This window comes from Megasphaera hexanoica (assembly GCF_043520715.1).
GTDB lineage: Bacteria > Bacillota > Negativicutes > Veillonellales > Megasphaeraceae > Megasphaera > Megasphaera hexanoica.
This window is the reverse complement of record NZ_CP171361.1, coordinates 703,146-727,282: the sequence shown is the minus strand read 5'-3', so window position 1 is coordinate 727,282 and position 24,137 is coordinate 703,146. Positions and strand designations below refer to the sequence as shown.

22 protein-coding genes are annotated in these 24,137 nt (G+C 51.2%); 10 read left to right on the top strand and 12 right to left on the bottom strand.

Annotation, left to right across the window (positions count from 1 at the left end):
* The first annotated feature begins 209 nt into the window (after positions 1-209).
* The 4 genes from cysK to ACGTIC_RS03335 all read left to right on the top strand — a co-directional run bounded on the left by cysK (position 210) and on the right by ACGTIC_RS03335 (position 4,538).
* Positions 210-1,142 (top strand): cysteine synthase A, encoded by a 933-nt coding sequence (cysK, locus tag ACGTIC_RS03350; protein ID WP_113855373.1) that lies wholly within the window; start codon positions 210-212, stop codon positions 1,140-1,142.
* A gap of 142 nt (positions 1,143-1,284) precedes the next feature.
* Complete coding sequence (hemA, locus tag ACGTIC_RS03345) at positions 1,285-2,541, top strand: glutamyl-tRNA reductase (protein WP_113855372.1); 1,257 nt, start codon at positions 1,285-1,287, stop codon at positions 2,539-2,541.
* Positions 2,542-2,562: 21 nt separating this feature from the next.
* Complete coding sequence (gene hemL / locus ACGTIC_RS03340; RefSeq protein ID WP_059076048.1) at positions 2,563-3,873, top strand: glutamate-1-semialdehyde 2,1-aminomutase; 1,311 nt, start codon at positions 2,563-2,565, stop codon at positions 3,871-3,873.
* 5 nt (positions 3,874-3,878) lie between these two features.
* Positions 3,879-4,538 carry a Crp/Fnr family transcriptional regulator gene (locus ACGTIC_RS03335; protein WP_113855371.1) on the top strand — a complete coding sequence of 220 codons (660 nt, stop codon included), beginning with the start codon at positions 3,879-3,881 and terminating at the stop codon, positions 4,536-4,538.
* Between the two features lie 94 nt (positions 4,539-4,632).
* Here ACGTIC_RS03335 and ACGTIC_RS03330 read toward each other — a convergent pair whose 3' ends face one another.
* The 7 genes from ACGTIC_RS03330 to ACGTIC_RS03300 all read right to left on the bottom strand — a co-directional run bounded on the left by ACGTIC_RS03330 (position 4,633) and on the right by ACGTIC_RS03300 (position 11,619).
* Entirely contained in the window at positions 4,633-4,962 is a 330-nt protein-coding gene (locus ACGTIC_RS03330) for a helix-turn-helix transcriptional regulator (protein ID WP_257536629.1), read from the bottom strand.
* 173 nt (positions 4,963-5,135) lie between these two features.
* Positions 5,136-5,876, bottom strand: coding sequence for a hypothetical protein (locus ACGTIC_RS03325; RefSeq protein ID WP_113855369.1), 741 nt, complete (start codon positions 5,874-5,876; stop codon positions 5,136-5,138).
* A 108-nt stretch (positions 5,877-5,984) separates the two neighbouring features.
* Complete coding sequence (locus ACGTIC_RS03320) at positions 5,985-6,746, bottom strand: formate/nitrite transporter family protein (RefSeq protein WP_059076044.1); 762 nt, start codon at positions 6,744-6,746, stop codon at positions 5,985-5,987.
* A gap of 10 nt (positions 6,747-6,756) precedes the next feature.
* Positions 6,757-7,806 (bottom strand): sulfite reductase subunit C, encoded by a 1,050-nt coding sequence (asrC, locus tag ACGTIC_RS03315; RefSeq protein ID WP_075581916.1) that lies wholly within the window; start codon positions 7,804-7,806, stop codon positions 6,757-6,759.
* Between the two features lie 13 nt (positions 7,807-7,819).
* Positions 7,820-8,629, bottom strand: coding sequence for an anaerobic sulfite reductase subunit AsrB (asrB, locus tag ACGTIC_RS03310; RefSeq protein ID WP_075581915.1), 810 nt, complete (start codon positions 8,627-8,629; stop codon positions 7,820-7,822).
* A complete protein-coding gene (asrA, locus tag ACGTIC_RS03305) occupies positions 8,619-9,641 on the bottom strand; it encodes an anaerobic sulfite reductase subunit AsrA (RefSeq protein WP_113855368.1) in 1,023 nt (340 codons plus the stop codon). The genes asrB and asrA overlap by 11 nt, the downstream gene beginning before the upstream one ends.
* A gap of 277 nt (positions 9,642-9,918) precedes the next feature.
* A complete protein-coding gene (locus ACGTIC_RS03300) occupies positions 9,919-11,619 on the bottom strand; it encodes a subtype B tannase (RefSeq protein WP_113855367.1) in 1,701 nt (566 codons plus the stop codon).
* A gap of 229 nt (positions 11,620-11,848) precedes the next feature.
* On the opposite strand from ACGTIC_RS03300, the gene ACGTIC_RS03295 reads away from it, so the two are divergent.
* From ACGTIC_RS03295 to ACGTIC_RS03270, 6 genes are all read left to right on the top strand, one after another.
* Positions 11,849-12,985 (top strand): efflux RND transporter periplasmic adaptor subunit, encoded by a 1,137-nt coding sequence (locus ACGTIC_RS03295; RefSeq protein ID WP_113855366.1) that lies wholly within the window; start codon positions 11,849-11,851, stop codon positions 12,983-12,985.
* A 15-nt stretch (positions 12,986-13,000) separates the two neighbouring features.
* Positions 13,001-13,705 carry an ABC transporter ATP-binding protein gene (locus ACGTIC_RS03290; RefSeq protein WP_113855365.1) on the top strand — a complete coding sequence of 235 codons (705 nt, stop codon included), beginning with the start codon at positions 13,001-13,003 and terminating at the stop codon, positions 13,703-13,705.
* Positions 13,695-14,912, top strand: coding sequence for an ABC transporter permease (locus ACGTIC_RS03285; RefSeq protein WP_059076037.1), 1,218 nt, complete (start codon positions 13,695-13,697; stop codon positions 14,910-14,912). Before ACGTIC_RS03290 ends, ACGTIC_RS03285 begins: the two co-directional genes overlap by 11 nt.
* A gap of 251 nt (positions 14,913-15,163) precedes the next feature.
* Positions 15,164-16,405 (top strand): LL-diaminopimelate aminotransferase, encoded by a 1,242-nt coding sequence (locus ACGTIC_RS03280; RefSeq protein ID WP_113855364.1) that lies wholly within the window; start codon positions 15,164-15,166, stop codon positions 16,403-16,405.
* Between the two features lie 25 nt (positions 16,406-16,430).
* Positions 16,431-17,537 (top strand): redox-regulated ATPase YchF, encoded by a 1,107-nt coding sequence (gene ychF / locus ACGTIC_RS03275; protein ID WP_059076035.1) that lies wholly within the window; start codon positions 16,431-16,433, stop codon positions 17,535-17,537.
* Between the two features lie 211 nt (positions 17,538-17,748).
* Complete coding sequence (locus ACGTIC_RS03270; RefSeq protein ID WP_394542148.1) at positions 17,749-18,675, top strand: RNA-guided endonuclease TnpB family protein; 927 nt, start codon at positions 17,749-17,751, stop codon at positions 18,673-18,675.
* A gap of 212 nt (positions 18,676-18,887) precedes the next feature.
* On the opposite strand, the gene ACGTIC_RS03265 is transcribed toward ACGTIC_RS03270, so the two are convergent.
* The 5 genes from ACGTIC_RS03265 to ACGTIC_RS03245 form a co-directional block, all read right to left on the bottom strand.
* Entirely contained in the window at positions 18,888-19,496 is a 609-nt protein-coding gene (locus tag ACGTIC_RS03265) for a DNA-3-methyladenine glycosylase I (RefSeq protein ID WP_257536628.1), read from the bottom strand.
* A 102-nt stretch (positions 19,497-19,598) separates the two neighbouring features.
* A complete protein-coding gene (locus ACGTIC_RS03260) occupies positions 19,599-20,891 on the bottom strand; it encodes a CitMHS family transporter (RefSeq protein WP_113855363.1) in 1,293 nt (430 codons plus the stop codon).
* 87 nt (positions 20,892-20,978) lie between these two features.
* Positions 20,979-22,355: a tripartite tricarboxylate transporter permease gene (locus tag ACGTIC_RS03255; RefSeq protein ID WP_257536627.1), complete on the bottom strand. Its 1,377-nt coding sequence runs from the start codon at positions 22,353-22,355 to the stop codon at positions 20,979-20,981.
* A complete protein-coding gene (locus ACGTIC_RS03250; protein ID WP_113855362.1) occupies positions 22,352-22,801 on the bottom strand; it encodes a hypothetical protein in 450 nt (149 codons plus the stop codon). Before ACGTIC_RS03250 ends, ACGTIC_RS03255 begins: the two co-directional genes overlap by 4 nt.
* A gap of 18 nt (positions 22,802-22,819) precedes the next feature.
* Entirely contained in the window at positions 22,820-24,079 is a 1,260-nt protein-coding gene (locus ACGTIC_RS03245; RefSeq protein ID WP_113855361.1) for a hydroxymethylglutaryl-CoA reductase, degradative, read from the bottom strand.
* Positions 24,080-24,137 lie beyond the last annotated feature (58 nt).

The window sequence follows — 24,137 nt, the reverse complement described above, 5'->3', positions numbered from 1 at the left end:
GATGTCAGGAAATACGAGTACATAGAAGCATTGCAATGTTTACGCAAATAGTACACTTTTATATTTCGTCTGTCAAGAGATTACAGTCCTTTGAAATAAAAAATTTAGAATTAAATTCTAATTATTTGACATGGCGTAATCTCGGTATATAATAGGGATTATCCAAATCATTACCAAATTTATATATTTTAAAAGGAGAACGTAATACTATGAAAAAAGTGTACACTGGCATGACCGGCCTCGTCGGTCATACGCCCCTTCTGGAACCGGTCCGCTTCAACGACAGCCACCATCTGGCAGCCCGCCTTCTCGTTAAACTGGAATACCTGAATCCCGCCGGCAGCGTCAAAGACCGGGTCGCCCTGGCCATGATTGAAGACGCCGAACACCAGGGCATCCTCCAGGCGGACTCGGTCCTCATCGAACCGACCAGCGGCAATACGGGCATAGGCCTGGCTGCTGCCGCTGCCGCCAAGGGATACCGGGCCATCTTCGTCATGCCCGATACGATGAGCATCGAACGGCGGAACCTCATGGCCGCTTACGGTGCGGAAATCGTCCTGACCGAAGGGTATAAGGGCATGACCGGTTCGATTGAAAAAGCACAGGAACTGGCCCGGGAAATTCCCCACTCCTTCATTCCCGGCCAGTTCACCAATCCCGTCAATCCCAGGATCCACGAAGAAACGACGGGGCCGGAATTATACGATGACACGGACGGACAGATTGACCTGTTCCTCGCCGGCGTCGGCACGGGCGGTACTCTGAGCGGCATCGGTCATTATTTAAAACGCACCATCCCGTCGGTACGCATCGTCGCCATCGAACCGGCTGATTCGCCTCTGCTCTCGGAAGGTCATGCCGGTCCGCACATGCTCCAGGGTATCGGCGCCAATTTTATTCCCGACACGCTGGATACGCACGTATACGATGACGTAAAGACTATTACCACAGAAGAAGCTTTCACGGCTGCCCGGCAGTTCGCCCGCACGGAAGGCATCCTGACCGGTATTTCCGGCGGAGCCGCCCTGGCTGCCGCCGTTTCGTATGCCCGGCAGGAAGCATATCGCGGAAAAACTATCGTCACCCTCCTCCCCGACTCGGGAAACCGTTACCTGACTATCCCCGGATTTTTGCGCTAACCCAACATCAGACATCAAACAAAAAAGGCGGCTCCATTAAGCAACTAACGCTTATCAGGGCCGCCTCATTTTCTATTTTCCTCTTGTAATGTTATAAAGAATTGACTACACTAATAACAAGAACAACTATAAGGAGATTATTATGGAATTATTCGTCTGGGGCCTGAATCACAAGACAGTCCCCGTTTCCGTACGTGAACAGTTCTCTGTGCCGCCGGAACGCATCCGCACTGCCTTGTCGCAGAGCGGACAGTATCAAACAATACATGAAGCGGTCATCCTCTCGACGTGCAACCGCAGTGAAATCTATGCTGTCTGTCCCGAAGGCACGCCGGCCCGCGTGCTGCAGGATTTCTTTCTTTCCCTGCTGAACGGTAAACCGGAAATCCGGCCGGACTATTTCTATACCTATACCGGGCGGGACTGCATCGTCCACCTGTTGCGCGTCGCTTCCAGCCTCGATTCCCAGATCATCGGCGAAGGCCAGATTCTCAGTCAGGTAAAGCAGGCTTATCTGCTGGCCCATGACTGCGGTGCCACGGGAATCGTCCTAAACCTCCTGTTCCATCAGGCCATCGCCACAGGCAAACGGGTCCGGACGGATACGCACATCGCCTACAACGCCGTTTCCGTAAGCTATGCCGCCGTCCAGCTGGCAGAACATCTCCTGGGAGACGTCACCGGAAAGACACTGCTCCTCTTCGGCGCCGGTCAGATGGCGGAACTAGCGGCCCGCAATTTTTTAGGCAAAGGTCTGAAAAAACTGTATATCGTCAACCGCCATATCGAACGGGCGCAGAAGTTGGCATCCCTTCTTTCCGGCACGGCCGTCCATTACCAGAAGGGCAATGAAGCTGCTGCCCGGGCCGATATCATCGTCACTTCTACGGGAGCGCCCCACTACGTCCTGACTGAAGAACGGCTGGCCGCCATCATGAAGGCCCGCAAGGGGCGTCCGCTGCTTCTCATCGATATCGCCGTTCCCCGGGATATCGAGCCGTCTGCCGCAGATCTTCCCGGCATTTCCCTGTATAATATTGACGACCTGACGACGACGGTGGCGGAAAATGAACAATCACGGCAGCGCGAAGCCGCCCTGGCCGGAACGATTGTCCAGGAAGAGGCAGAGGAACTGCTGCAGCGCTTCCGCTACCTTCCCGTACGGCCGGCTCTCCTGCGCCTGTCGGAAAAAGCAGAACAGGCCCGGAAGCGGGAATTCCGCCGGGCCATGAACAAATTACCGGGCCTGACAGACGAACAGTACCGCATCATCGAAAATATGACCCACATGATCGTACGCAAACTCCTGCGCGATCCCATGATGCAGACCGTCGGCGCGGCCCGGACCGATAAAGAAGAAGAAACGGTCCGCTCTCTTTCCGATTTCTTCAAACTGTAACCGATCAAGGAGGATGTATCCATGCTCACACTGACTCATTCCCAAGCTGCATTTAAGGACGCCCAGTCCCTCATGCCCGGTGGCGTCAACAGCCCCGTCCGTTCGTACGGACGCGTCCGCTGCACACCGCCATTTATCGCCTCGGCCAAAGGATCTTCCATCACCGATATCGACGGCAACACCTATATCGATTACGTCGGTTCGTGGGGTCCCATGATCGCCGGCCACGCCCATCCCCGCGTCGTCAAGGCCCTGCAGGAAGCGGCGGCCCGCGGCACGAGCTATGGCGCGCCGACCCTGCTCGAATCGGAAATTGCCCGCCTCATCAAGAGCATCTATCCCTCTATCGAAAAGCTGCGCATGGTCAATTCCGGCACGGAAGCCACCATGAGTGCCCTGCGCGTCGCCCGCGGTTTTACGGGCCGCGATAAAATCATCAAATTCCAGGGATGTTATCACGGCCATGCCGACAGTCTCCTGGTCAGCGCCGGCAGCGGTGCCGCCACCTTCGGCCAGCCCGACAGCCCCGGTGTTCCCGCTGCGACGGCTGCCGACACCATTACCCTTCCCTATAACGACAGTAAATCCTTCAACCGCATCATGGACGGTTTCGGCAACGACATCGCCGCCGTCATCGTCGAACCCGTTGCCGGCAATATGGGGCTGGTCCTGCCGGAGGAATCGTTCCTGCAGGCCCTGCGCAGCCAGACCCAGGCCCACGGCGCGATTCTCATTTTCGATGAAGTCATGTGCGGATTCCGTACGGCCCTCCACGGTGCCCAGGCCTATTATGGCATTACGCCGGACATGACCTGTCTCGGCAAAATCATCGGCGGCGGCCTGCCGGCAGCGGCCTATGGCGGCAAAGCCTATCTCATGGACTGCGTCTCCCCGGCCGGCCCCATCTATCAGGCCGGGACCCTTTCGGGCAACCCCCTGGCCATGACAGCAGGCATCGAAACGCTGCGCATCATCACGGAAGATCCGTCTTACACGGTGCGGGTAACGGCCCATACGACGACCCTTACGGAAGGTCTGCGTCAGAAAGCGGCCGAAGCGGGCGTAGCCGTCTGCGTACACCAGTCCGGTTCCATGTTCAGCCTGTTTTTCACCGACAAAGATGTGAAGAATTTCGCCGACTCGTCTGCCGCCGACCAGGACGCCTTTGCCGTCTATTTCCAATCCATGCTGGAACAGGGTATCTACCTGCCGCCGTCCCAGTTTGAAACGTGTTTCGTCTCCGGCGCCCACACCGATGACGACATCAGACGGACCATTGAAGCCGCCGGCACGGCCTTTGCCGCTGTCGCATCGTATCGTCAAAGCAGGTGATCGCCATGCGTCCCGATTATGAAATGCTGTCCCACCTGTCTCTGTTTTCCGGAATCCACACAGATAACCTGCAGGCCATGCTGCAATGCATCGGCGGCCGCTTCCAGACACTGCATAAGGGAGAATTCCCCATTCTGGCCCGGGATGAAGTCCCCTATGTCGGCATCATCCTTAAAGGGCGGATCCATATGATCCACGAAGACGCCTGGGGCGATACGGCCATCCTGTCTGCCATGGGGCCGGGCGAGTTGTTTGGCGAAACCTTCGCCTGCGGGACCAACCTGCACTCGTCTGCCACCTTCCAGGCCGTCCGTGAAACCCGCATTCTGGCGCTGCCCTTCCGCAAGGTCATCCATACCTGCCAGAACTCCTGCCCGTTCCACTATCAGCTCATCGAAAATATGCTGCGCATGGTATCCGATAAAAATGCCCGGCTCATGGAAAAACTGGAAATCGTTTCCAAAAAAACGCTGCGCCGCAAAATCCTGACCTATCTGTCTTTTCAGGCAGAGTGCCAGGAAAGCCGTACCTTCGAACTGCCTCTGAGCCGCACCCAGCTGGCCGACTATCTCTGCGCCGACCGCACGGCGGTCGCCCGGGAGCTGGCCCGGATGAAACAGGAAGGCCGGATCGATTTCGAAAAAAATACATTTACTCTTTTATAACAAACAGAGGCTGCCCCACTGTGCAAAAAAGCACGATGGGACAGCCTCTGTTTGATGTTTGAAGTCTGACGTTTGGGTTTGATGTTTGAGGTGGTCAGTCTGTTTCTGGCAGACGTTCTGATTGGCATCGGCAGGCGTCCGATACGGGTTTTTTTTCCTGGAACAGGTCTTTGAGTGCCTGTTCTGCCCGGCCGGCCCGGACGCGGTTCAGGGAATAATACACCCATTTTCCTTCTTTGCGGCTCGTCACCAGATGAGTTTCGCACAATATCTTCATATGATGGGATAAGGTAGGCTGGGACAGATTCACATGTTCCAGCAGGACACAGGCACAGCGTTCCCCATGCTGCAGCATGGAAAGAATATACAGGCGGTTTTCATCACCCAATGCCTTGAATAATTTCGCTGTCTCTCCATACTCCATAGTCATTGCCTCCGCCATAAATGATATTGATACTTATAACTTCTTTTATCTGTAGTGTACTATTGTTGAATACGTTTGTCAATATAGAGAAACATGGAGGAGCGTATCCCTGCTGTTAAAACACCGTATGGATACGCTCCTCTTCGTACGACTGATGGCAAATATTCTGTTCCTTACATCCGGAACGCTTCCCGGTGCTGGAACAGCAGCTCTGCCAGATGGACCGCCCTGGCCCCTCCCAGAAGCAGCCCTTCCATACAATAATGACAATAGGATACAACTTCATTTCCCTGAAAGCGCTGGCAATAATCACTCATGGCCTGTTTCTGTTCATCCGGCGTATACGGGCGGAACTTGTCCTGGGCATTGGCATTGCGGGAAAAGCGCTGCGGTGCCAGTTTCAGGTTGCGCGGCGGTGCCGGGCGCAGAACGGAAACGCCGCAAAAATTCGTCTGTTCCCGGTTATCCGGCAATTCGGTTATCGAAACGCCCATGCGCTGCAACAGGGTCCGGACGGCATCCTGTTCCCCCATGCGGTCGAAGGCCCGCCAGCAGTCCTGAAGGATCATCGTCCGGCCCGTAAGTTCCGGCAAGGGAAACGATCCGTCCGCCGCGATGTATTCCCAGAGTGAGGTAACGATAACGCCGGGTTTCGATTCTTCCAGGATGGCCGAACAGTTGTGACAGAGGGAATACACCGTATCACCGGGCTGGAAATCTCCCGAGTCCGGCAGGGCCTGCCACTGTTCTTTGTACAAATTGGGCATGAGTCCCGTAAAATGGGGCAATTTGTATTTGGGCACACAGCAGCGCACGACCTGGATGCCATGGGCCGTCATATACTGCTGGATCATCTGGCTCAACTCCGGATAATGCCAGGTAAAGACACAACTGGCAATATAATATGTACTCATCATAAAACCTCCTTCAGACAGGAATACCGTCCGGCCATTGGCAGGCACGGCGTCTGTTCATATAAACAAACAGGACAGTACTGCACTGACAGTACTGCCCGTAGGAATTTATTTTTTCAGCGCCCCGATTCCATAGGGAATAGACAGGAACAGGACGGCGCCGACGATATTGCCCAGCGTAACGAAAAACAGGTTATAGGCATAGCCGCTGAGGCTGACGGCGGCATCGAAGGGAGCCAGCATGCCGACGGTGAGGACGGTCATATTGGCGATGCTGTGTTCAAACCCGCAGGTAAAGAAGGCGTAGAGACACCAGAATACCATGATGAGTTTGGCCACGTCATTTTTCGTGCGGAAGCCGCACCAGACAGCCAGGCACACGAGGACATTACAGAGGATGCCCCGGGCAAAGAGCACCAGTGGCGGCAGGCTCATCTTCATGGCAGCCGCCGCAGCCAGAGCCTTGCCCGTCGCCCCGACCGGACCGGCCGCCGCCAGAAAGAGCAGCGACAGGATGATGGCACCTGCCCAGTTTCCCAGGTAGCAGACGACCCACAACTTCAGCACGTCCCCGGCCGTCACGGTTTTAAGGCGAAGGCCGTTGAACATGACGAAGGCATTTCCCGTAAACAGTTCTGCCCCGGCAAGGACGACCAGACTCAGGGCGACGCCAAAGGACAGGCCCATGGCAATTTTCGTGAACGGCATAGCCCCCAGGGTGCCGCTTACCGTAAAGGATAAGAGGATACCAAAGCCGATATAGGCCCCGGCCAGTGCCGAGAGAAGGAAATATCCCAGAGGGTTCTTCCGGAGCATGCCGGCTTTCGCTGCCGCACCGGCAGCCGATGCAGCGTATTCGTCGTTGTACATGAGATTCTCCTTATTTGAGCGGCAACGGTTTCTGGAACACATCCAGATCGGCGGGGTTTACGTCCTTGCCTACATAGAACGGTTCCGATTTCAAGCCGACATAGCGGATACCGGACCAGTTGAGAGGACGGTAAATTTCTGCTTTCTTCGGCAGATGTACGTCCTGAAGGATGAATTTGATGAATTCTTCCGGACCGGTACGGTCTACCATGTAGCCGATGTGTTCCTTGCCGCCGGGAGCCGTCGGATCGATATATTTCTTGGCAAAGGCATATACGTTGGAAACGATTTTTACGACGCTGTCCGCATCGGCCCATTTAATGAAATCGACGCCCATGCGCGGATTCTTTTTGCCGGAGCGGCCCAGGAGGGTAATGCGGAAATACTGTTCCTTGCTGCGCGTCCAGGCGCGGTTCGGGCAGGCCCAGACGCATACGCCGCAGCCGATGCATTTTTCCACATTGCGGACCGGACGGAAATTCTTCATATGCAGGGCTTCTACGGAAAGCTGTTTGCACTTGCGGACGCACATGCCGCAGCTGACACACCGCGTGGGGTCGAACTGGGGTTCAGTCATGCCCATGATGCCGAAGTCATGCATACGCACTTTATCACAATCGTTGGGACATCCCGTAAGAGCGACCTTGACGTGAAGATCGTTAGGGAAAATAGCCTTTTCGATGCGTTTTGCCAGTGCCGTCGTATCGTAGTTGCCAAAGGGGCAGACGCGGTTGCCGATGCAGGCCATGACGTTCCGCGTACCGGACGCTTCAAAACCAGCGCCCCGTTCACTCTGATTGATGTCGAGTTCATCAATGATCGGTTGCAGTGCTTTCTTGACTTCTTCCACCTTGTCAAAGGGAATCCCCAGGATTTCAAAGCCCTGACGGATGGTCAGATGGACGTCGCCATTGCCATACGTTTCTGCAATATACTGAATCTGGCCCAATATCTTGGCATTCAGGGAGCCACCGGGGACACGTACACGGGCCGAAGCCACATCGCGATGCTTCGTTACCCGGAAAGCGTATTTCTTTAACTTACCACAATTCATATCCATGGCTATATCCCTCCTAGTCAATCATCGAACTGATTTTCGTATATTTGAACACCGGTCCGTCCTGGCAGATATAGATGTCGCCAATGCGGCAGTGACCGCATTTTCCCAGGCCGCAGCACATCTTGCGCGATTCGGACAGCCAGATATTTTCCACGTCGAAGCCGATTTTCTTCAACTCCAGGATGGAGAATTTAATCATCGGCGGTGGACCTACGACGACGGAGATGGCATTGGGCATGTCTTCAAAAGTCAGGTCAGGAATGTATTTGGTAACCATGCCGACGTGGCCCGTATAGCCTTCGGGAGCCCGGTCGACGGTAGTGATGAGGGAAATTCCTTTTTCAGCCCAACGTTTCTGATCTTCCTTAAAGAGAATGTCGTCCGGCGATTTAAAGCCGACAATGACTGTCAGCTTCTTGCATTCATCCATGTGGTCGGCAAAGTAATCAATGACGCCGTGGATAGGCGACAGGCCCGACCCGCCGGCGACGAGGATGATTTCCTTGCCCTTGAACATATTGACATCGAAGCCGTTGCCATAGGGTCCGCGCATGAAGAAATAATCGCCGACGTAGTTTTCGAAGATTTCGTCCGTCAGCGAGCCGACGCGGCGGATGGTGAAATCGAGGGAATGGTCCGTAATACCGCTGACGGAAATAGGCGCTTCCCCGTATTTCGGGATGGAAATTTCAAAAAACTGGCCCGGCTTGACCGGATGTTCGTCGCCGCGGTCATAGGACATGCGGAATGTATATTCCAGTTCGGCATGTTTGATGACTTCCAGAATTTCCGAACGGAAAGGCAGATATTCATTATTGACCATTTTCCAGTACCTCCTTCATGCCCTGGGGCAGCTTTTCATTAATGCAGTGAGTGAGCGAAATGTATTCCGGACAGATGGCATCACAGCGGCCGCAGCCTACGCACATCTGAAAACCGGCTCTCTTCTTGAAATCGAGGACTTTGTGCAGTACCTTGAAGCGCATCCGTTCGCCCGCTTTCTGCCGGAAACAGCCCCCACCGGCGACGAGCGTATAGTCGTCGAACATGCAGCTCGTCTGTACACGGCGCCGTTCACCGGCCTTGCCGTTTTCCGTGTAGAAGATATCCTGCATAGACCAGCAGGTACAGGTCGGGCAGGCCAGGGTGCAGCGGCCGCATTTGATGCAGCGTTTGTCGTATTCATCCCAGATAGAACTCTTGGCGATGGCCGATGTCAGGTTGTCCGGGATATGGACTTCCACATCGTCTTTTTCCACGTGATCGGCTGTCACGTCGCAAGTTCCTTCGGCATGATTTTTCAGGGCAGCCGCCAGGATTTCATCAGGACAGTCCACATAATACATGCCATCTTTAAAATTGACAGCCGCATCATAATTGGTGCTCACGTTGGTACCCATAGACACGCAGAAGCAGCCGTCAAAGGTATGGTCACAGCCCATGACGACGAATTTCACCTTGTCCCGCAGAGTCTTATAGTAGTAATCTTCCGGCCCGTTCTGGAGGAACATATAATCGAGTCGTTTCACGGCATGCAGATCGCAGCTGCGCAGGAAAATGATGGCTCCTTTTTTGGGAAATTCCGATTCCTGCACGCTGTGTTCCGTAAAGTAGAACAATACCTGACATACAGGAATCAGGATTTCTTTAAAGGAATAATCAGACCGTGCGTCCCAGACGATATCGGCGGGATCGGTCACTTTGCCATAACGGATGACATCGGTTTCGGAAAACCGGCCCGTACCGGCAAATACGGTAGGAGCGTACACATCGTACGTCCCGGACCAGGATTTAAAGGCGTCGGCCAGAGCCCGTCTGCTCAATTGATACCCCATTCTGTTACCTTCTTTCTCTTGTATTCACAAGAAACCATAACAAAAAAACTGTAATTTATAACCAAAAGAAAAATTTCACATACTATGTCGCAATAGTACGGTATCGTATTGACAAGTGTATGCTATCAGAAAAAATGAGTTCCTTCTGTTGCTATGGCAACGAAAAGAACTCATTTTGCTGTTTACCTATATCTATATTTCATTCTTAATCATTTTAATTTGCACATAGGTAATCTTTATTTCTTATTGATTTATCTGGCAGACATGTTACATTATTTTACGATTTATTTACAATCTGTGTGTTCCCGCAAATGGTGTCGATCCAGGCAAAGAGTTCGTCCAGATCATAGTCTCCGGCGTGGCCCCGTCCCCAGGGAACGGCAAAATCTACGTCATGGCCGGTCTGCTGCAGGCACAGGGCCAGAATAGCCGGTACGACCAGAGACGTGTCACGGTCTTTGCTGCCATGGCGGATCCGCCAGTGGGGAGCAGTGGTGACATCCCGTTTGCCGATGAAATAAAGCGGATTCAGGAGATGAATGAGTTTACTATCCGCCTGGTATGCTTTACCGGCTGTATTATATTTCTTCCCCCAGGGAGTGAAATGACGGGCATTGATGGTTGCACTACCGAATTCACTGTTTTCCCCTGCTGAAAGGTCCAGCGAGTCGAAGGCAGGAGCTGCCTTGAGACGGGTTGCATACACGGCGTATTTTCCCAGATCCATATCGGTTACAACGCCATTGTGGATGGTCAGCCAGTCCATACCGGACAGGTCCGTTCCTGAATCGAGAGCCGTCTGGGCCGATTTCATGTATAATTTCTTGATATATTCCTTGAACGTCCCTTCGCCGTTCTTGTCCAGAGTCAGAGCTGTTCCGTCAGGAGCCGTAAGGTGCAGTCTGTTCACATAGGCAGGAAAGGCCTTGCGCAGGACGGCGGAAACGGCTTTCTGCTGGTCGCTCATTTCCGTGCCTTTCTGTTCTTCTGCCGGTGCATCGGCAGGCCGGTCCAGGACGAGCATATTCTGATTGTTACTGTCCGTACTGCCCGGGCTGGCAACGACCGGTCCCGGCCCCATGGGAATCGTCTGACCGCCGGCCTGGAGAAATGCAGGCATCGCCCCTATGGCATTATTCTGATGATAGTCCGTCACGTCTCCAAAGACCCATTCATAGGCCATATCGGCATGTTCCAGATCGGTAATAGGGCAATAATCACTGGAGGCAAAGATATCGTCCCGTTCCTCTGCTGCCCCCATGGCTTTGAGATACGGTTCGTACTCTTTGCTGTTCCCCGTCGCCCCGATGAGGGCCGAAAGGGCGCCGCCGGCACTGGTACCATTGGAAATGATTTTTTCTGTATCGCCGGGAAGGACCCCTTTATTGTGGCGCAGGTAGCGGATGGCAGCTTTCATATCGACCAGAAGCGCCGGGGCCTTGCCTGTATAGGTGCCATCGGCAGCCTGATTCGTCCTGCCTCTGGCACCGGGAGCCGCTACGACGCAGCCCCGTGCCAGGGCGGCCAGTATGGCGTTAGGACCGCCCTGCCGCTGATCGTATTCTGACGGCTGTCCTGCCTTGCCCGGCATATAACCGCCGACGGTATTGGGCAGGAATATGGGGGCCGTCTGCGCCGTATACCCATGGACGGATTTTCCTTCAAAGTATTCTTCCGGCACGTAGATATTCATGGACTGATATGTCGTATCGACGGGGTGTGCGACGTAGACTTTATTTTCATAGGCCCGGAACACGATGTGTTTCCCCTCGTACTGCATCGTATCGACAGCATAATCCGACACATCCAGATCCAGACTATAGGTCTGCTGCGATTGCTGCGTTGTCTGTTGTGTCTGCTGTAATTGCTGCCTTGTCTGCTGTGCCGGAACGGCAGTGGTCCCGGTCGTATCGGCTGCATATACGGCCCCGGTGCACAACATCGCTGCCACCACGGCTGTCGTGAGTTGCTTCTTCATACCTATCCCTCCGGATATTTTATATATTGAGAATTATATTTAATTCGTTCCATGATGTAGTATACCATAGAAAAAAGACAGATTTGTCACAATTTTTAGTAATCTTTTCCATACAGCCTGTTCTGTCTTTTTTACTGCTTTTTTCTATGATATACTTAATAAAACATACAGTACCCCACGTATGTTTCCGTTATATTGTAACTCATTCCTATTTTCAAAAGGTGATCCCATGAAGCTGAATAAAAAAATCACAGCCGCCATCGCTGTCATTATCATTGCCGCCTGTGCCGGCGGCGGCTGGTATTACTACCAGACACAACAGAAGGCCCAGCAGGCATCCGCCGTCGAAACGGCCCAGGTAGAACGCATGAATCTCACATCCAAAGTCTCTGCGACCGGTACGATCCGCCCTGTCGATTCTGTCGAAGTCTCACCGAAAATCACGGCCCGTATCAGTCAGGTTCTGGTCAAGGAAAACGACCAGGTCACAGCCGGCCAGACCGTCGCCACGCTGGATGGCAAGGACTATCAGGCCAAATACGATCAGGCCCAGTATAAAGTCACCAATACGCGCCTCGACTACGAACGGTATAAGATGCTCTATGACCAGGGTGCCGGTACCAAACAGACACTGGATAATGCCGAATACGAATACAAGACGGCCCTTTCCAATCTGAGCGCCGCCGAATCGGATCTGGCAGAAACGACGATCACCGCCCCCATGAGCGGCGTCGTCGTCGGGGAACCCAAGCCAGCCGGTACCATGGCCGTACAGGGAAACAGCAACCCGACGGTCATCATGCGCATCGCCGATACGAGCAAAAAGCAGATCATGGCTAAAATAGATGAAACGGATATCGGCAATATCAAGGTCGGCCAGGATGCCACCTTCACCGTCGATACCTATACCAATCAGACTTTTACGGCTCACGTGTCCAAGATTTCCCAGACCGATACGAGCAATACGTGGGATACGAACGGCACGAGCACTTCATCCAGTTCGTCTTCTTCGTCGGCCAGCGTCATTTATTACTATGTCACCCTCGACGTGGATGACCCCGATGACGTACTGCGCCTCGGCATGACCGCCCGGGTAGAAATCAACACAGCCGAAAAAGAGGATGCTCTGGTCGTCCCCATCGCCGCCCTCAAGACCAACGACAACGGATCCTACGTACTGCGCGTCAATACCAGCGGCCAGACCGAACAGGTTCCGGTCACGACGGGTATCTACAGCGATGAATACGTGGAAATCCTGTCGGGCCTTTCTGAAGGAGACAGCGTTTCCGTTTCCTATAATGCCCCATCCAAATCTTCTTCCCAGTCATCCAATTCCAACAGACGACAGGGACCGCCGCCCATGTAATCAGGAGGCATCACCATGAATCATGTCATTGAATTAACCGACATCAAAAAGATTTATCACATCGGCGGGGAAGATTTTGCCGCCCTGGCCGGCATTACCCTGAATATCGAAGAGGGGGAATTTGCCGCCCTCATGGGACCGTCGGGTTCCGGTAAATCGACACTCATGAATATCCTCGGCTGTCTCGACAGGCCGACGTCCGGCTCGTACCGGCTGGGCGGCAAAGAAGTAGCCAACCTGAGCGACGACGAACTGGCCTCCGTCCGCAACCAGCATATCGGCTTTGTCTTCCAGAATTTCAATCTCCTCTCCCGCATCTCCGCTCTCGACAACGTGGCCCTGCCCCTGGTCTACGCCGGCGTAGGCCACAAAGAACGGACCCAGCGGGCCATGGAAAAGTTAAAAGCAGTCGGCCTGGAAACCTGGGCCCACCACAAGCCCAACGAACTCTCCGGCGGCCAGCGTCAGCGCGTCGCCATTGCCAGAGCTCTAGTGAATAATCCCCATATCATCATGGCCGACGAACCGACAGGCAACCTCGATACGAAATCGACACGGGACATCATGGGTCTTTTCGAAGCCCTTCATGAAGAACACAAGACCATCATCCTGGTCACGCATGAACCGGAAATCGCCGCCTGTGCCAACCGGCAGCTCCTCTTGTGTGATGGCAGAATTACCAAAGATGCCGGAAAGGGGGTCGTCATGGATGTTGTTTAGTGAAAGCGTACAGATTGCCGTTACGGCACTCTTGTCCAATAAACTGCGCTCCATCCTGACCATGCTGGGCATCATCATCGGTGTCGGCGCCGTCATCGCCATGATTTCCATCGGCATGGGCGTGCGCCAGAACGTCACCAATTCCATTGCCAGCCTGGGCAGCAATATGCTCATCGTCACACCGGGTTCGACCAATAAGGGGGGCGTCCGATCGGCCGCCGGTTCCGGCCAGAAACTGAAATACGACGACGCCGAAGCCATCAAAAAGAAAATCAAAAATATCGACTATGTTTCGCCGACCGTCAACAGTTCCTATCAGGTCGTAAACGGCAATCAGAACTGGAACACCTCCGTATACGGCGTGACACCGGAATACCTCCACATCCGCTCTCTCAACGTCCAGAGCGGTTCCTTTATCACCAACAATGATTTGAAATCGCGCAACCGCGTTGCCGTCATCGGGACGACGGTCGCATCCAATCTGTTCGATACATCCAATCCCGTCGGCAAGACAATCCGCATCAACAACCAGCCTTACCGTATTATCGGCGTACTGGAAAGCAAGGGCCAGTCTTCCATGGGCCAGGACCAGGACGACATGGTCATCGTTCCTCTCACGACTGCTCAGGAACGTCTTCTGGGCATCACCTACGTGCGTTCCATCAATATCCAGGTCTCCCGCTCTGATAAAATCGAACAGGTGCAAAGTGAAGTGGAAACACTGCTGCGCCAGCGCCACCACATCACAGGGGACAAGGAAGATGACTTCACCGTCCGCAACCTGACCAGCCTCATGGAAACCATGACCAGCACGACGACTATGCTGACCCTGTTTCTGGGAAGCATTGCCGCTATCTCCCTTATCGTCGGTGGCATCGGCATCATGAACATCATGATGGTATCGGTCACAGAACGGACGCGGGAAATCGGCATCCGCAAGGCCCTGGGCGCCACCTTCCAGAATATCATGATGCAGTTCCTCATCGAATCGGTCGTCATCGGTGTCATCGGCGGCCTGCTGGGCATCGCCTGCGGCGTCGGCATCGCCCTTACCATTGCAAAAGCCGGACTCTTCCAGACGGTCATCACGGCGGCACCGATCATCATTTCCTTCAGCTTCTCCGTCGGCATCGGCCTGTTCTTCGGCATCTATCCGGCGCGGAAAGCGGCCCGCCTCGATCCCATCGAAGCCCTGCGCTACGAATAGTGAAGGAGAGTACGACGGCCCCGGCCTTAACCACGACGAACGCCAAGCAGCAAAGAGCGCTGCCACACGAAACAGAGATTTCTTTGTGTGGCAGCGTTTTTCATTGAACACTGAGACAAATTACAGTGATTTTAATTTCTCATCATCCGGAAGTACCCTCTGTCCTTTTCAAGCGATGGCGAATGTAGTACAATGAATAGTGTTGTATAGCCAATATATACTCATTATCGCATATAAAAGGAGGTCATTTTATGGCTCACGTAAATGAAAATTACTTAAAACTTCCTGGCAATTATCTCTTTGCTACCATTGCCAAAAAAGTTGCAGCCTATTCCAAGGCCCATCCCGACGCGGACATCATCCGTCTCGGTATCGGCGACGTAACCCGCCCGCTGGCTCCGGCCATTATCGAAGCGATGCATAAAGCTGTCGATGAAATGGGAAAAGCCGAAACGTTCCGCGGCTATGGTCCCGAACAAGGCTATGATTTTCTCCGTCAGGCCATCATTGACGGAGATTATAAAACGCGCGGTATCGACCTGGAACTGGACGAAGTCTTCGTCGGTGACGGTTCCAAGACCGACGTTGCCTGCATCCAGGAAATCTTTGGCAGCGACCTGACCTTTGCCGTAGCCGATCCGGTCTACCCCGTATACCTTGACTCCAACGTCATGTGCGGTCACACCGGTGTATACCATGCCGAAACAGGCAGATACGATGGCGTCGTCTATCTGCCCTGCACACCGGAAAACGGCTTCAAAGCCCAGCCGCCGAAAGAAAAGGTCGATATTGTCTACCTCTGCAACCCGTCCAACCCGACCGGTACAGCCATGAGCAAAGCAGAACTGGAAAACTGGGTCCGGGCTGCTAAGGAAAACAATTTCGTCATCATCTACGATTCGGCCTATGAAACATATATCACCGAACCGGACGTTCCCCACAGCATTTTCGAAGTGGAAGGCGCCAAAGACGTAGCCATCGAACTGCGCTCCTACTCCAAATGCGCCGGCTTCACCGGTACGCGCTGCTCCTATGTCGTCGTTCCCCATGCCTGCAAAGCCTATAAAGCCGATGGTTCCGCTGTCGAACTGAATCCACTCTGGAATCGCCGCCAGTGCACCTTCTTCAACGGCACACCGTACGTCGTACAGCGCGCAGCCGAAGCATACTACAGCCCGGAAGGCCAGAAACAGTGCCTGGCTGATGTCGATTACTACATGGAAAACGCCCATATCATCCGCGACGGCCTGACCGAAGCCGGCTACACCGTATATGGCGCGACCAACTCCCCTTATGCCTGGGTACAGACACCTAACGGCATGAAGAGCTGGGATTTCTTCGACCTCCTGCTGGAAAAAGCCCACGTCGTCACCACGCCGGGTTCCGGATTCGGCCCCCACGGTGAAGGCTACCTCCGCCTTACGGCATTCGGCACACGGGAAAACACTATCGCTGCCGTAAAACGCATTGCCGATCTGCACATCATAAAATAAGAAATAGAGAAAGGACTGCTCACTCATGAGTACCAATCTGGAAATAGGCATTGTCGGACTGCCGAACGTAGGCAAGAGCACCTTGTTCAATGCCATTACCAAAGCCGGCGCAGAAGCGGCTAATTATCCATTCTGCACGATTGAACCGAACGTCGGCGTCGTCGAAGTCCCGGATAACCGCATCCAGGTCCTGACCGACATGTACCATCCCAAACGCACCATTCCGGCCGTCACCCGCTTCGTCGATATTGCCGGCCTCGTCGCCGGGGCATCCAAAGGTGAAGGTCTGGGGAACAAATTCCTCAGCCACATCCGCGAAACCGATGCCATTGCCGAAGTCGTCCGCTGCTTTGAAGACAGCAATATCACCCACGTATCGGGCTCTATCGACCCCGTACGCGACGTCGATGTCATCAACACGGAACTGTGCCTGGCCGATATCGAAACGACACAGAAACGGGCCGACCGCATCGCCAAAGTCGCCCAGTGCGGCGATAAAACGGCCAAAGCCGAATACGACGTACTGAAAAAAGTGCTGGCCTGCCTGGAAAATGGCGAACCGGCCCGTAAGGCAGGGCTCACCAAGGATGAACTGCCACAGGTCCACGATCTCAACCTGCTGACGCTCAAGCCGATTCTCTATATCGCCAACGTGGCCGAAGACGAAGCATCGGATCCCGATTCCAATCCCCACGTACAGGCACTGCGGGCTTTTGCCGAAAAAGAAGGGTCGGAAGTCGTCGCCGTCTCTGCTAAAATCGAAGCGGAAATCGCCGAACTGCCCGATGATGAAGCCCAGGTCTTCCTGGAAGAACTGGGACTTCCCGAAGCCGGCCTCGATAAACTAATCAAAGCAAGCTACGCCATGCTGGGCCTTATCAATTTCTTTACGGCCGGTGCCGACGAAGTCCGCGCCTGGACCATCGTCAAAGGCACGAAAGCCCAGAAAGCAGCCGGTAAGATCCATACCGATATCGAACGGGGCTTTATCCGCGCTGAAATCGTTTCCTACGATGACCTCATTGCCTGCGGCAGTGAACAGGCCGCTAAAGAAAAAGGCCTCGTCCGCCTGGAAGGAAAAGACTACGTCATGCAGGATGGCGATGTCACCTACTTCCGGTTCAACGTCTGATAGGTCATCCCTGCCTGCTCCTGGCAGGCAGAATATTCCTGTCCTGCGTCAACACCAACAGCAAGGGACTTACGCATGAAGGTTTCTACTATCATACGTAAGTCCCTTTTACTGTATAGTTTGTAGCTTATAGAAGATGATTTAACCTAATCCGCCTTCATCCTCCACCTCTTAGGTGGGGGATGAAGGCGGGTAGGAAGAATTCCCTTGGCTGAAAGAAGTGGACAGTCTTGCTCTTGCCAATGCACAGATGAACCTGAACAAGGCATATAACAATTTTTTTCGCAACCGAAAACATTTCGGCAAACCGCACTTCAAGTCTAAGAAGACAGGCCACTGCTCATATTCTACGAACAATCAGAAAGGCTCTGTCCGATTAGAAGGAAATAAGGTTAAATTGCCTAAAGTTGGTTGGGTAAAATTATGTCTGCATCGTCCCCTGATGGAAAACAGCACGATAAAGAGCGTTACCATAAGCAGAACACCTTCAGGAAAATTCTATATCAGTATTTTGGTGGAGTACGAAAACCAAATACTCCCTATAATGCCGAAGAAATTTCTTGGGCTTGATTTTGCCATGCACGGTCTATATGTTGCTTCTGACGAAGATGATGCGAATTATCCAAACTTTTTGCGTAAAACCGAGAAGAGATTGGCTCAAGCACAAAGAAAACTATCCAAAAGGCAAAAAGGAAGCCACAATCGTGAGAAGCAAGGGCTTCGCGTAGCTGTGCTTCATGAGAAAATTGCCAATCAACGCCGCGACTTCCTGCACAAAAAAGCCCGCTACTTGGTAGACCACTATGATGCCATAGGTATTGAGGATATCCGCGTCAAGGCGATGGCTAAACGCAAGAAAGGCGGTAAATTCAGTTTTGGTAAGTCCCTAGCCGACAATGGCTGGAATATGTTCACAAATATATTGGAATATAAATTAGCATGGCAAGGAAAACAGCTTGTAAAGATAGACAAGTGGTATCCAAGCAGTCAGCTATGTCATGTTTGTGGCTTCCAAAACGATGCAACTAAGGACTTATCTGTAAGGGAATGGGATTGCCCTAAATGTGGCAGTCACCATAACCGAGATAAGAACGCTGCGATAAATATACGAGAAGAAGCTAGGCGAATATCTGCCTGACATAACGCATAAAGTACCGTGGGTCGTACGGGAATCTACGCCTGTGGAGAGAGTGTAAGCCGCAGCAGTTCCTCGGAGCTGTAGTGCTGTTCTCGTTGAAGCAGGAAGCTCCCGCCTCTGTAGGCGGGGGTACGTTCACACTTTTTAACCCACTACAAACGGCAAACTCAAACTCAACGGGGAGCTGTCTTTATGCGACAGCTCCTCGTTTTTTATGGGCATACCGGACGGTCTTCCGCATGCTGCACCTGCTTCCAGCATCCCTCATCATGACTGCAGATGACGCCCATGGCCTGCAGGTAGGCATAGATGATAGTCGTACCGACAAAGGTCATGCCCCGTTTCTTAAGGTCCGCCGAAATCTGGTCCGACAGAAGAGACCGGGTACAGCCCTGCTCACATATGACCTTCCCCTGCGTCCAGTGCCACAAGTAGGCATCAAAACAGCCCCACTCCGCCTGAATGGCCAGAAAGACGCGGGCATTGGTCCTGGCAGCCCTGATTTTCAGCTTATTCCGTATAATGCGGGAATCGTGCCGCAGCGCTTCTAATTTTTCATCGGGATAACGGGCTATCACCAAAGGATCGAACCCGTCAAAGGCCTGACGGAACCCTTCCCTCTTATTGAGAACACATTCCCAGGAAAGACCGGCCTGAAACCCTTCCAGGACCAGCATCTCAAACAACCGCTGATCATCATGGCAGGGCACACCCCACTCCGCATCATGATAGGCAATATACAGCGGATTCTGTGGATTGCACCACCGGCACCGCACCCTGCCATCGGCCCATTGCATGATATGATTATCCTGTTCAGACATTTTGCCACCTCTCCATACGGCTATATCTAATTTCATTTATTTTTTATTGTATCATATATTAGGCCGGCATTGGTAAAAAATATATATCATCTATTCTTATTATCAAAGATTAATACTACCTGTAAAAACAGCCGTAGATAACATAATCAACGTTACCAAAAAGGCCCAGGGCAAGGTGTGTTTTTGATGATCCGCCAAACTTACGCCACTTAATCCCATTAATACGAACGTACTACCCGTTAAAGGACTGAAGGAAAAGCCCATATTCATTTGTCCGAGAAAAGCCGCCCGTACGATACTCATTGTATCGACACCATTCAAATTTCCCACTTCTGCCAATACGGGCAGTACTCCGAAATAAAAGGACGACGGATCAAAAATAAGACTGGCAGGGACTGATGCAATCCCCATAATGAGTGGTAGATGTATTCCCATACTTTCCGGGATAATAGTCGCTATAGCATATGCCATAGCGGTAATCATACCCGTTTCATTTAGGATTCCTACAAGAACGCCTGTTGCAAAAACGACACCAGACATGGTCAGTGCATTTTTAGCATAATGTGATATAATGAATTTCTGATCTTCCAGATTGGGATAATTGATAAGGAGAGCTACCGAAAAAGCAATCATAAATACAGCTACCGATGATAGGTAACCACTCACGAGACCTTCTAACGTTGCAACTACCAAAAAAGAATTCATCATAACGTTTCCGGGCCTCTCATAAGCACCGTATGGATTTTCTTTCTCTTTTTTCGCATTAAATATTATTTTATTTACCGGAATTCTACGCTTTTCCTGCCATCCCAGAAAGCCATCAATACAAACAATACAACACATACCCACTCCCAGCGGTACAACCAGTGGAATCCATAAATCATTAATTCCAATCTGAAAAGCAGCCATACATCGCTGTGCCGTCGCACCCCAGGGTTGTGTATTCTGCAATCCGGCACTGAGACCAATGATAGTCGTCAGTGTAATCCGCCGCATGCCCAACATATCAAAAATAGAAATCATAGGAGGAATGAGCAACATATAAGTAACTGCTCCACTACCACTTGTATGTACCAAAAAAGTTAAGAGCCCAAGTCCAACGCAAATTTTGATTGGATTTCTGCCCGCAGCGCGGATAAAAAAGTTCATATACGGTTTTAACGTACCTGCTGTCAGGATAACCCCGAAAAATAATGTAGCAAAAATGAACATAACACCAATAGGTGCTACAATATAAATCCCTTTTACGATAATATCTGATATCGTCTCTCCATATCCTCCTATGACGGCACATAGGACAGGTACAATGATAAAGGCAGGAAGAGGATTCATAATTTTTTTCAGAATAAGCAACACCGTAATAAAAATAATAGCAAAGCCCAGAATAGCCGTCATCTGTATTCTCCCCGCAATAAAAGCCAACGATCCGACTCACTTGAGATAAGACCGCTGGCTTTCTTTGCTTTTAATCATTTAAATATTTTACTTAATTCCTAACAATGTAAGCATGAGCCATGGCGATGCATAATAGACCATATATTGTACACCTGTATGTACACCGAAATAGCGATTCAAAATGCCGCCAAATACAGCAATCGTTACTGCGATAGCAATTCCAACCGGCCCTGCTTCAAAATAAGAGATAACTACAATCAGGCCAGAAAACATACTGATAATAGCTTCCTGACTGACATGCTTTAAAACCCATGCACTAGCTTTTCTAGCGTAATTCATAGAAAATGGATAGGCAACCAGAAATGCGACAACCAGTCCGATATACCCGTAAAACAGATAATCTACAGGAGTCAGAAAATTATGCAGATTATGAACCGGTTGTGCGGAAAAGACAGGCGGGGCATTGAAGAGCGGTGCTGCCGGGCCCAATCCGACAGGACTGAGGGGAATGCCAAATGCCAGCAGTGGGATAACCGTTTCTGCAATATAGGTGGCTTCCGTCGTTCCATTCATGACAGCCAGAGTCGATGTCATTCTCTGATATAACCCTTTGATCCGGGCACCTACAAACTCACCCATCATAACAGTCATGCCTACAGGGCTGAAGGTAAACGTAAGTGCTGAAACAGCGGCTGTCAACGCATTGTACAAAAGCTGATGTCTGGACAGGATTTTAAAAGGATTTGGGAAATATCCCTTCCATGTTTTTAACTCAGGAGCCAGCCAGAATTCCCGTGACGATTTTCTCTGCAGGATATGCCGGGATCCCGGAGACAATATAGTCATCAAATCAGCAAACATAGGACCAATTGCAATCCCCAGGAACATGCTGATAAATACACCATGTCCGATACTGGCAATAGCCATCTTATTTAATCCCTGTACAAAGAAAGCAAACGGAATCAGTGCAAACAGGCTCGCCCATTTTCCTCCAGAAGTATAGGCAATGATAATGGCCGCTACCGTAAATACGACAGGAGCCCAGGCTTTAACAATATCCGCAAACGGTGCCAGCAGAGAAGCAAAACCAACACTAATGGGCAAAGCCAGAAATGCGGCTATGATACCGCCAGATATCATCTTACGAAGGGCCATATGTGGAACACCTAATTTCCGTAAGACTGAAGCATCTTCCAGCATAGGAACAGCCATAGTATCACCAGGAACACCCATAAGCGCCGTCGGAATGGCATGAATCATATGCTTCGATATAGCAGCCGCCATGAACCAGGAAAAAATAGCAACTGGCGGGACCCCCAGCAATACGATTAATAGTGTCAGTGGCGCAATAGTTGATGTTTCATCTGTACCTGAAATCAACCCTACACCGGAGAATATAATCCCACCAGCCAAGGCCATCCCCAGGGCCCAGAGCAAATCATTGAATACGAAGCCATCCATCATGTTTCATCTCCTTTTGGCGGGCTGCTCGGGGTTTGTTCAGTACGTTCCGGCCCATAAAATAATTCATATAACTTTAAATCTTTCATTTCCTGAAGTACCTTTGGATCTGCGTATTTTAGTTCTTCTTTTTCCTTCTTAACATCAACATTCAATTCTTTTAGCACACGGTCTCTGTCCTGCTCAGAAAACTGTTCTTCATTCAGTGTCCGTTTAGGTTTAAACAAATTGGCAGACACAATGGCGGAAATGACACATCCCCCGATCCCGAACAACAGGGAATATGCGGAAACCAATTTTTCAGCCATATCCGGAGCCTGCATAGCAATCACTTTATTTGCACCTAAATAACAACTGAGGCTGATAATAATCCCAATAATAATCCCCTTGCCTAAGTCATGCAGATCAACCGTATCTCCCCATATATCTGCTAAGTATCCTTGTTTCATTGCAGGAGCCTCCTTATTTTATAATTTGGCAATCAGTTCTTTGGCATATTCAACAGAAATCTTTTTATCAGCTACCATCCTGGCTACTACTTTATCCAGCATATCTCCGGTTGCACCTGCTACTGTTGCAATGTTTCTGGCATGTAATTTCATATGGCCTTTTTGAATACCATCTGTTGCAAGCGCACGCATAGCTGCAAAGTTCTGTGCCAGCCCCACTGCTGCAATGATACGGGCTAATTCTTCTGCCGTTTTTACACCGAGAATCTTAATAGCCGCCTGAGCTGCCGGATGAATCTTGGTTGCACCGCCGACAAGGCCCACCATCATAGGAATCTCAATGGCCCCGGTCAGATTTCCATCGGCATCTTTTTCCCATCGTGTCATAGAAGTATATTTTCCATATTTATAATACATATATGAATGTGCTGCCGCTTCCATACCACGCCAGTCATTACCCGTTGCAACTACAACAGGATCCATACCATTCATGATTCCTTTATTACTAGTTGCTGCACGGAACGGATCGGCTTCAGCAAAGGCATATGCGGCAATAATGCCATCAACCACAGAGTCTCCACCAATAGCGTCTTTATAAAAAGTGGCTGTCGCCCGTGCTAATCTGTAGGCAGCAAGGTTAGATAAGATCCGAAGTTTGACCGTACCATGCGTAATTTGTTCAATGAGTGGTGCTACTGCTTCTGCCATTGTGTTAACGGCATTCGCCCCCATAGCATCTCCTGTATCAACAATCAGATGCGCAATAACCATAGGACCAATCAGTGTATCAATAACCCTGACTTCGACATCTTTGGCCCCACCCGTAATTTTCACTAGTATAGGATCTTTTGCATTGGCAGCCGCTAATATTTCTTCTTTATGATGCAAGATAGAGTGGCATGCAAAATGTGGATTAGAAACGCCTACTACCTGAACCTGGGCAATCATAATATTTCCTGTATAGCTGGTATAAAACCCCCCGCTCGGTCTAGCCATTTTAGCCGCATTGGAAGCCGCCGCAACAATAGAAGCTTCTTCGACAACCATGGGAATTAACCGCTCTTGTCCATCAATAACAAAATTCATAGCAATCCCCATGGGCAACTGATACGTTCCAATAACGTTTTCAATACATTTATCAGCTACATTGTCCGAAAGTGCACCTGGTTTCGTAATATGCGCCAGTTCTTCCGCTGTCAGACCTGCAAATTCTGCTACTTCCTGAGCACGCTGTTCCATTGTAAGTTTATGAAATCCCGAATACTGATTTGTCTTCATGATATTTATCTCCTTTTATTTATAAAATTAAATTCATATCGATATATTTGTAGTATAC

Coding starts and splice junctions, on each gene's coding strand:
- cysK (WP_113855373.1), top strand. CDS start 210: ATGAAAAAAGTGTACACTGGCATGACCGGCCTCGTCGGTCATACGCCC.
- hemA (WP_113855372.1), top strand. CDS start 1,285: ATGGAATTATTCGTCTGGGGCCTGAATCACAAGACAGTCCCCGTTTCC.
- hemL (WP_059076048.1), top strand. CDS start 2,563: ATGCTCACACTGACTCATTCCCAAGCTGCATTTAAGGACGCCCAGTCC.
- ACGTIC_RS03335 (WP_113855371.1), top strand. CDS start 3,879: ATGCGTCCCGATTATGAAATGCTGTCCCACCTGTCTCTGTTTTCCGGA.
- ACGTIC_RS03330 (WP_257536629.1), bottom strand. CDS start 4,962: ATGGAGTATGGAGAGACAGCGAAATTATTCAAGGCATTGGGTGATGAA.
- ACGTIC_RS03325 (WP_113855369.1), bottom strand. CDS start 5,876: ATGAGTACATATTATATTGCCAGTTGTGTCTTTACCTGGCATTATCCG.
- ACGTIC_RS03320 (WP_059076044.1), bottom strand. CDS start 6,746: ATGTACAACGACGAATACGCTGCATCGGCTGCCGGTGCGGCAGCGAAA.
- asrC (WP_075581916.1), bottom strand. CDS start 7,806: ATGGATATGAATTGTGGTAAGTTAAAGAAATACGCTTTCCGGGTAACG.
- asrB (WP_075581915.1), bottom strand. CDS start 8,629: ATGGTCAATAATGAATATCTGCCTTTCCGTTCGGAAATTCTGGAAGTC.
- asrA (WP_113855368.1), bottom strand. CDS start 9,641: ATGGGGTATCAATTGAGCAGACGGGCTCTGGCCGACGCCTTTAAATCC.
- ACGTIC_RS03300 (WP_113855367.1), bottom strand. CDS start 11,619: ATGAAGAAGCAACTCACGACAGCCGTGGTGGCAGCGATGTTGTGCACC.
- ACGTIC_RS03295 (WP_113855366.1), top strand. CDS start 11,849: ATGAAGCTGAATAAAAAAATCACAGCCGCCATCGCTGTCATTATCATT.
- ACGTIC_RS03290 (WP_113855365.1), top strand. CDS start 13,001: ATGAATCATGTCATTGAATTAACCGACATCAAAAAGATTTATCACATC.
- ACGTIC_RS03285 (WP_059076037.1), top strand. CDS start 13,695: ATGTTGTTTAGTGAAAGCGTACAGATTGCCGTTACGGCACTCTTGTCC.
- ACGTIC_RS03280 (WP_113855364.1), top strand. CDS start 15,164: ATGGCTCACGTAAATGAAAATTACTTAAAACTTCCTGGCAATTATCTC.
- ychF (WP_059076035.1), top strand. CDS start 16,431: ATGAGTACCAATCTGGAAATAGGCATTGTCGGACTGCCGAACGTAGGC.
- ACGTIC_RS03265 (WP_257536628.1), bottom strand. CDS start 19,496: ATGTCTGAACAGGATAATCATATCATGCAATGGGCCGATGGCAGGGTG.
- ACGTIC_RS03260 (WP_113855363.1), bottom strand. CDS start 20,891: ATGACGGCTATTCTGGGCTTTGCTATTATTTTTATTACGGTGTTGCTT.
- ACGTIC_RS03255 (WP_257536627.1), bottom strand. CDS start 22,355: ATGATGGATGGCTTCGTATTCAATGATTTGCTCTGGGCCCTGGGGATG.
- ACGTIC_RS03250 (WP_113855362.1), bottom strand. CDS start 22,801: ATGAAACAAGGATACTTAGCAGATATATGGGGAGATACGGTTGATCTG.
- ACGTIC_RS03245 (WP_113855361.1), bottom strand. CDS start 24,079: ATGAAGACAAATCAGTATTCGGGATTTCATAAACTTACAATGGAACAG.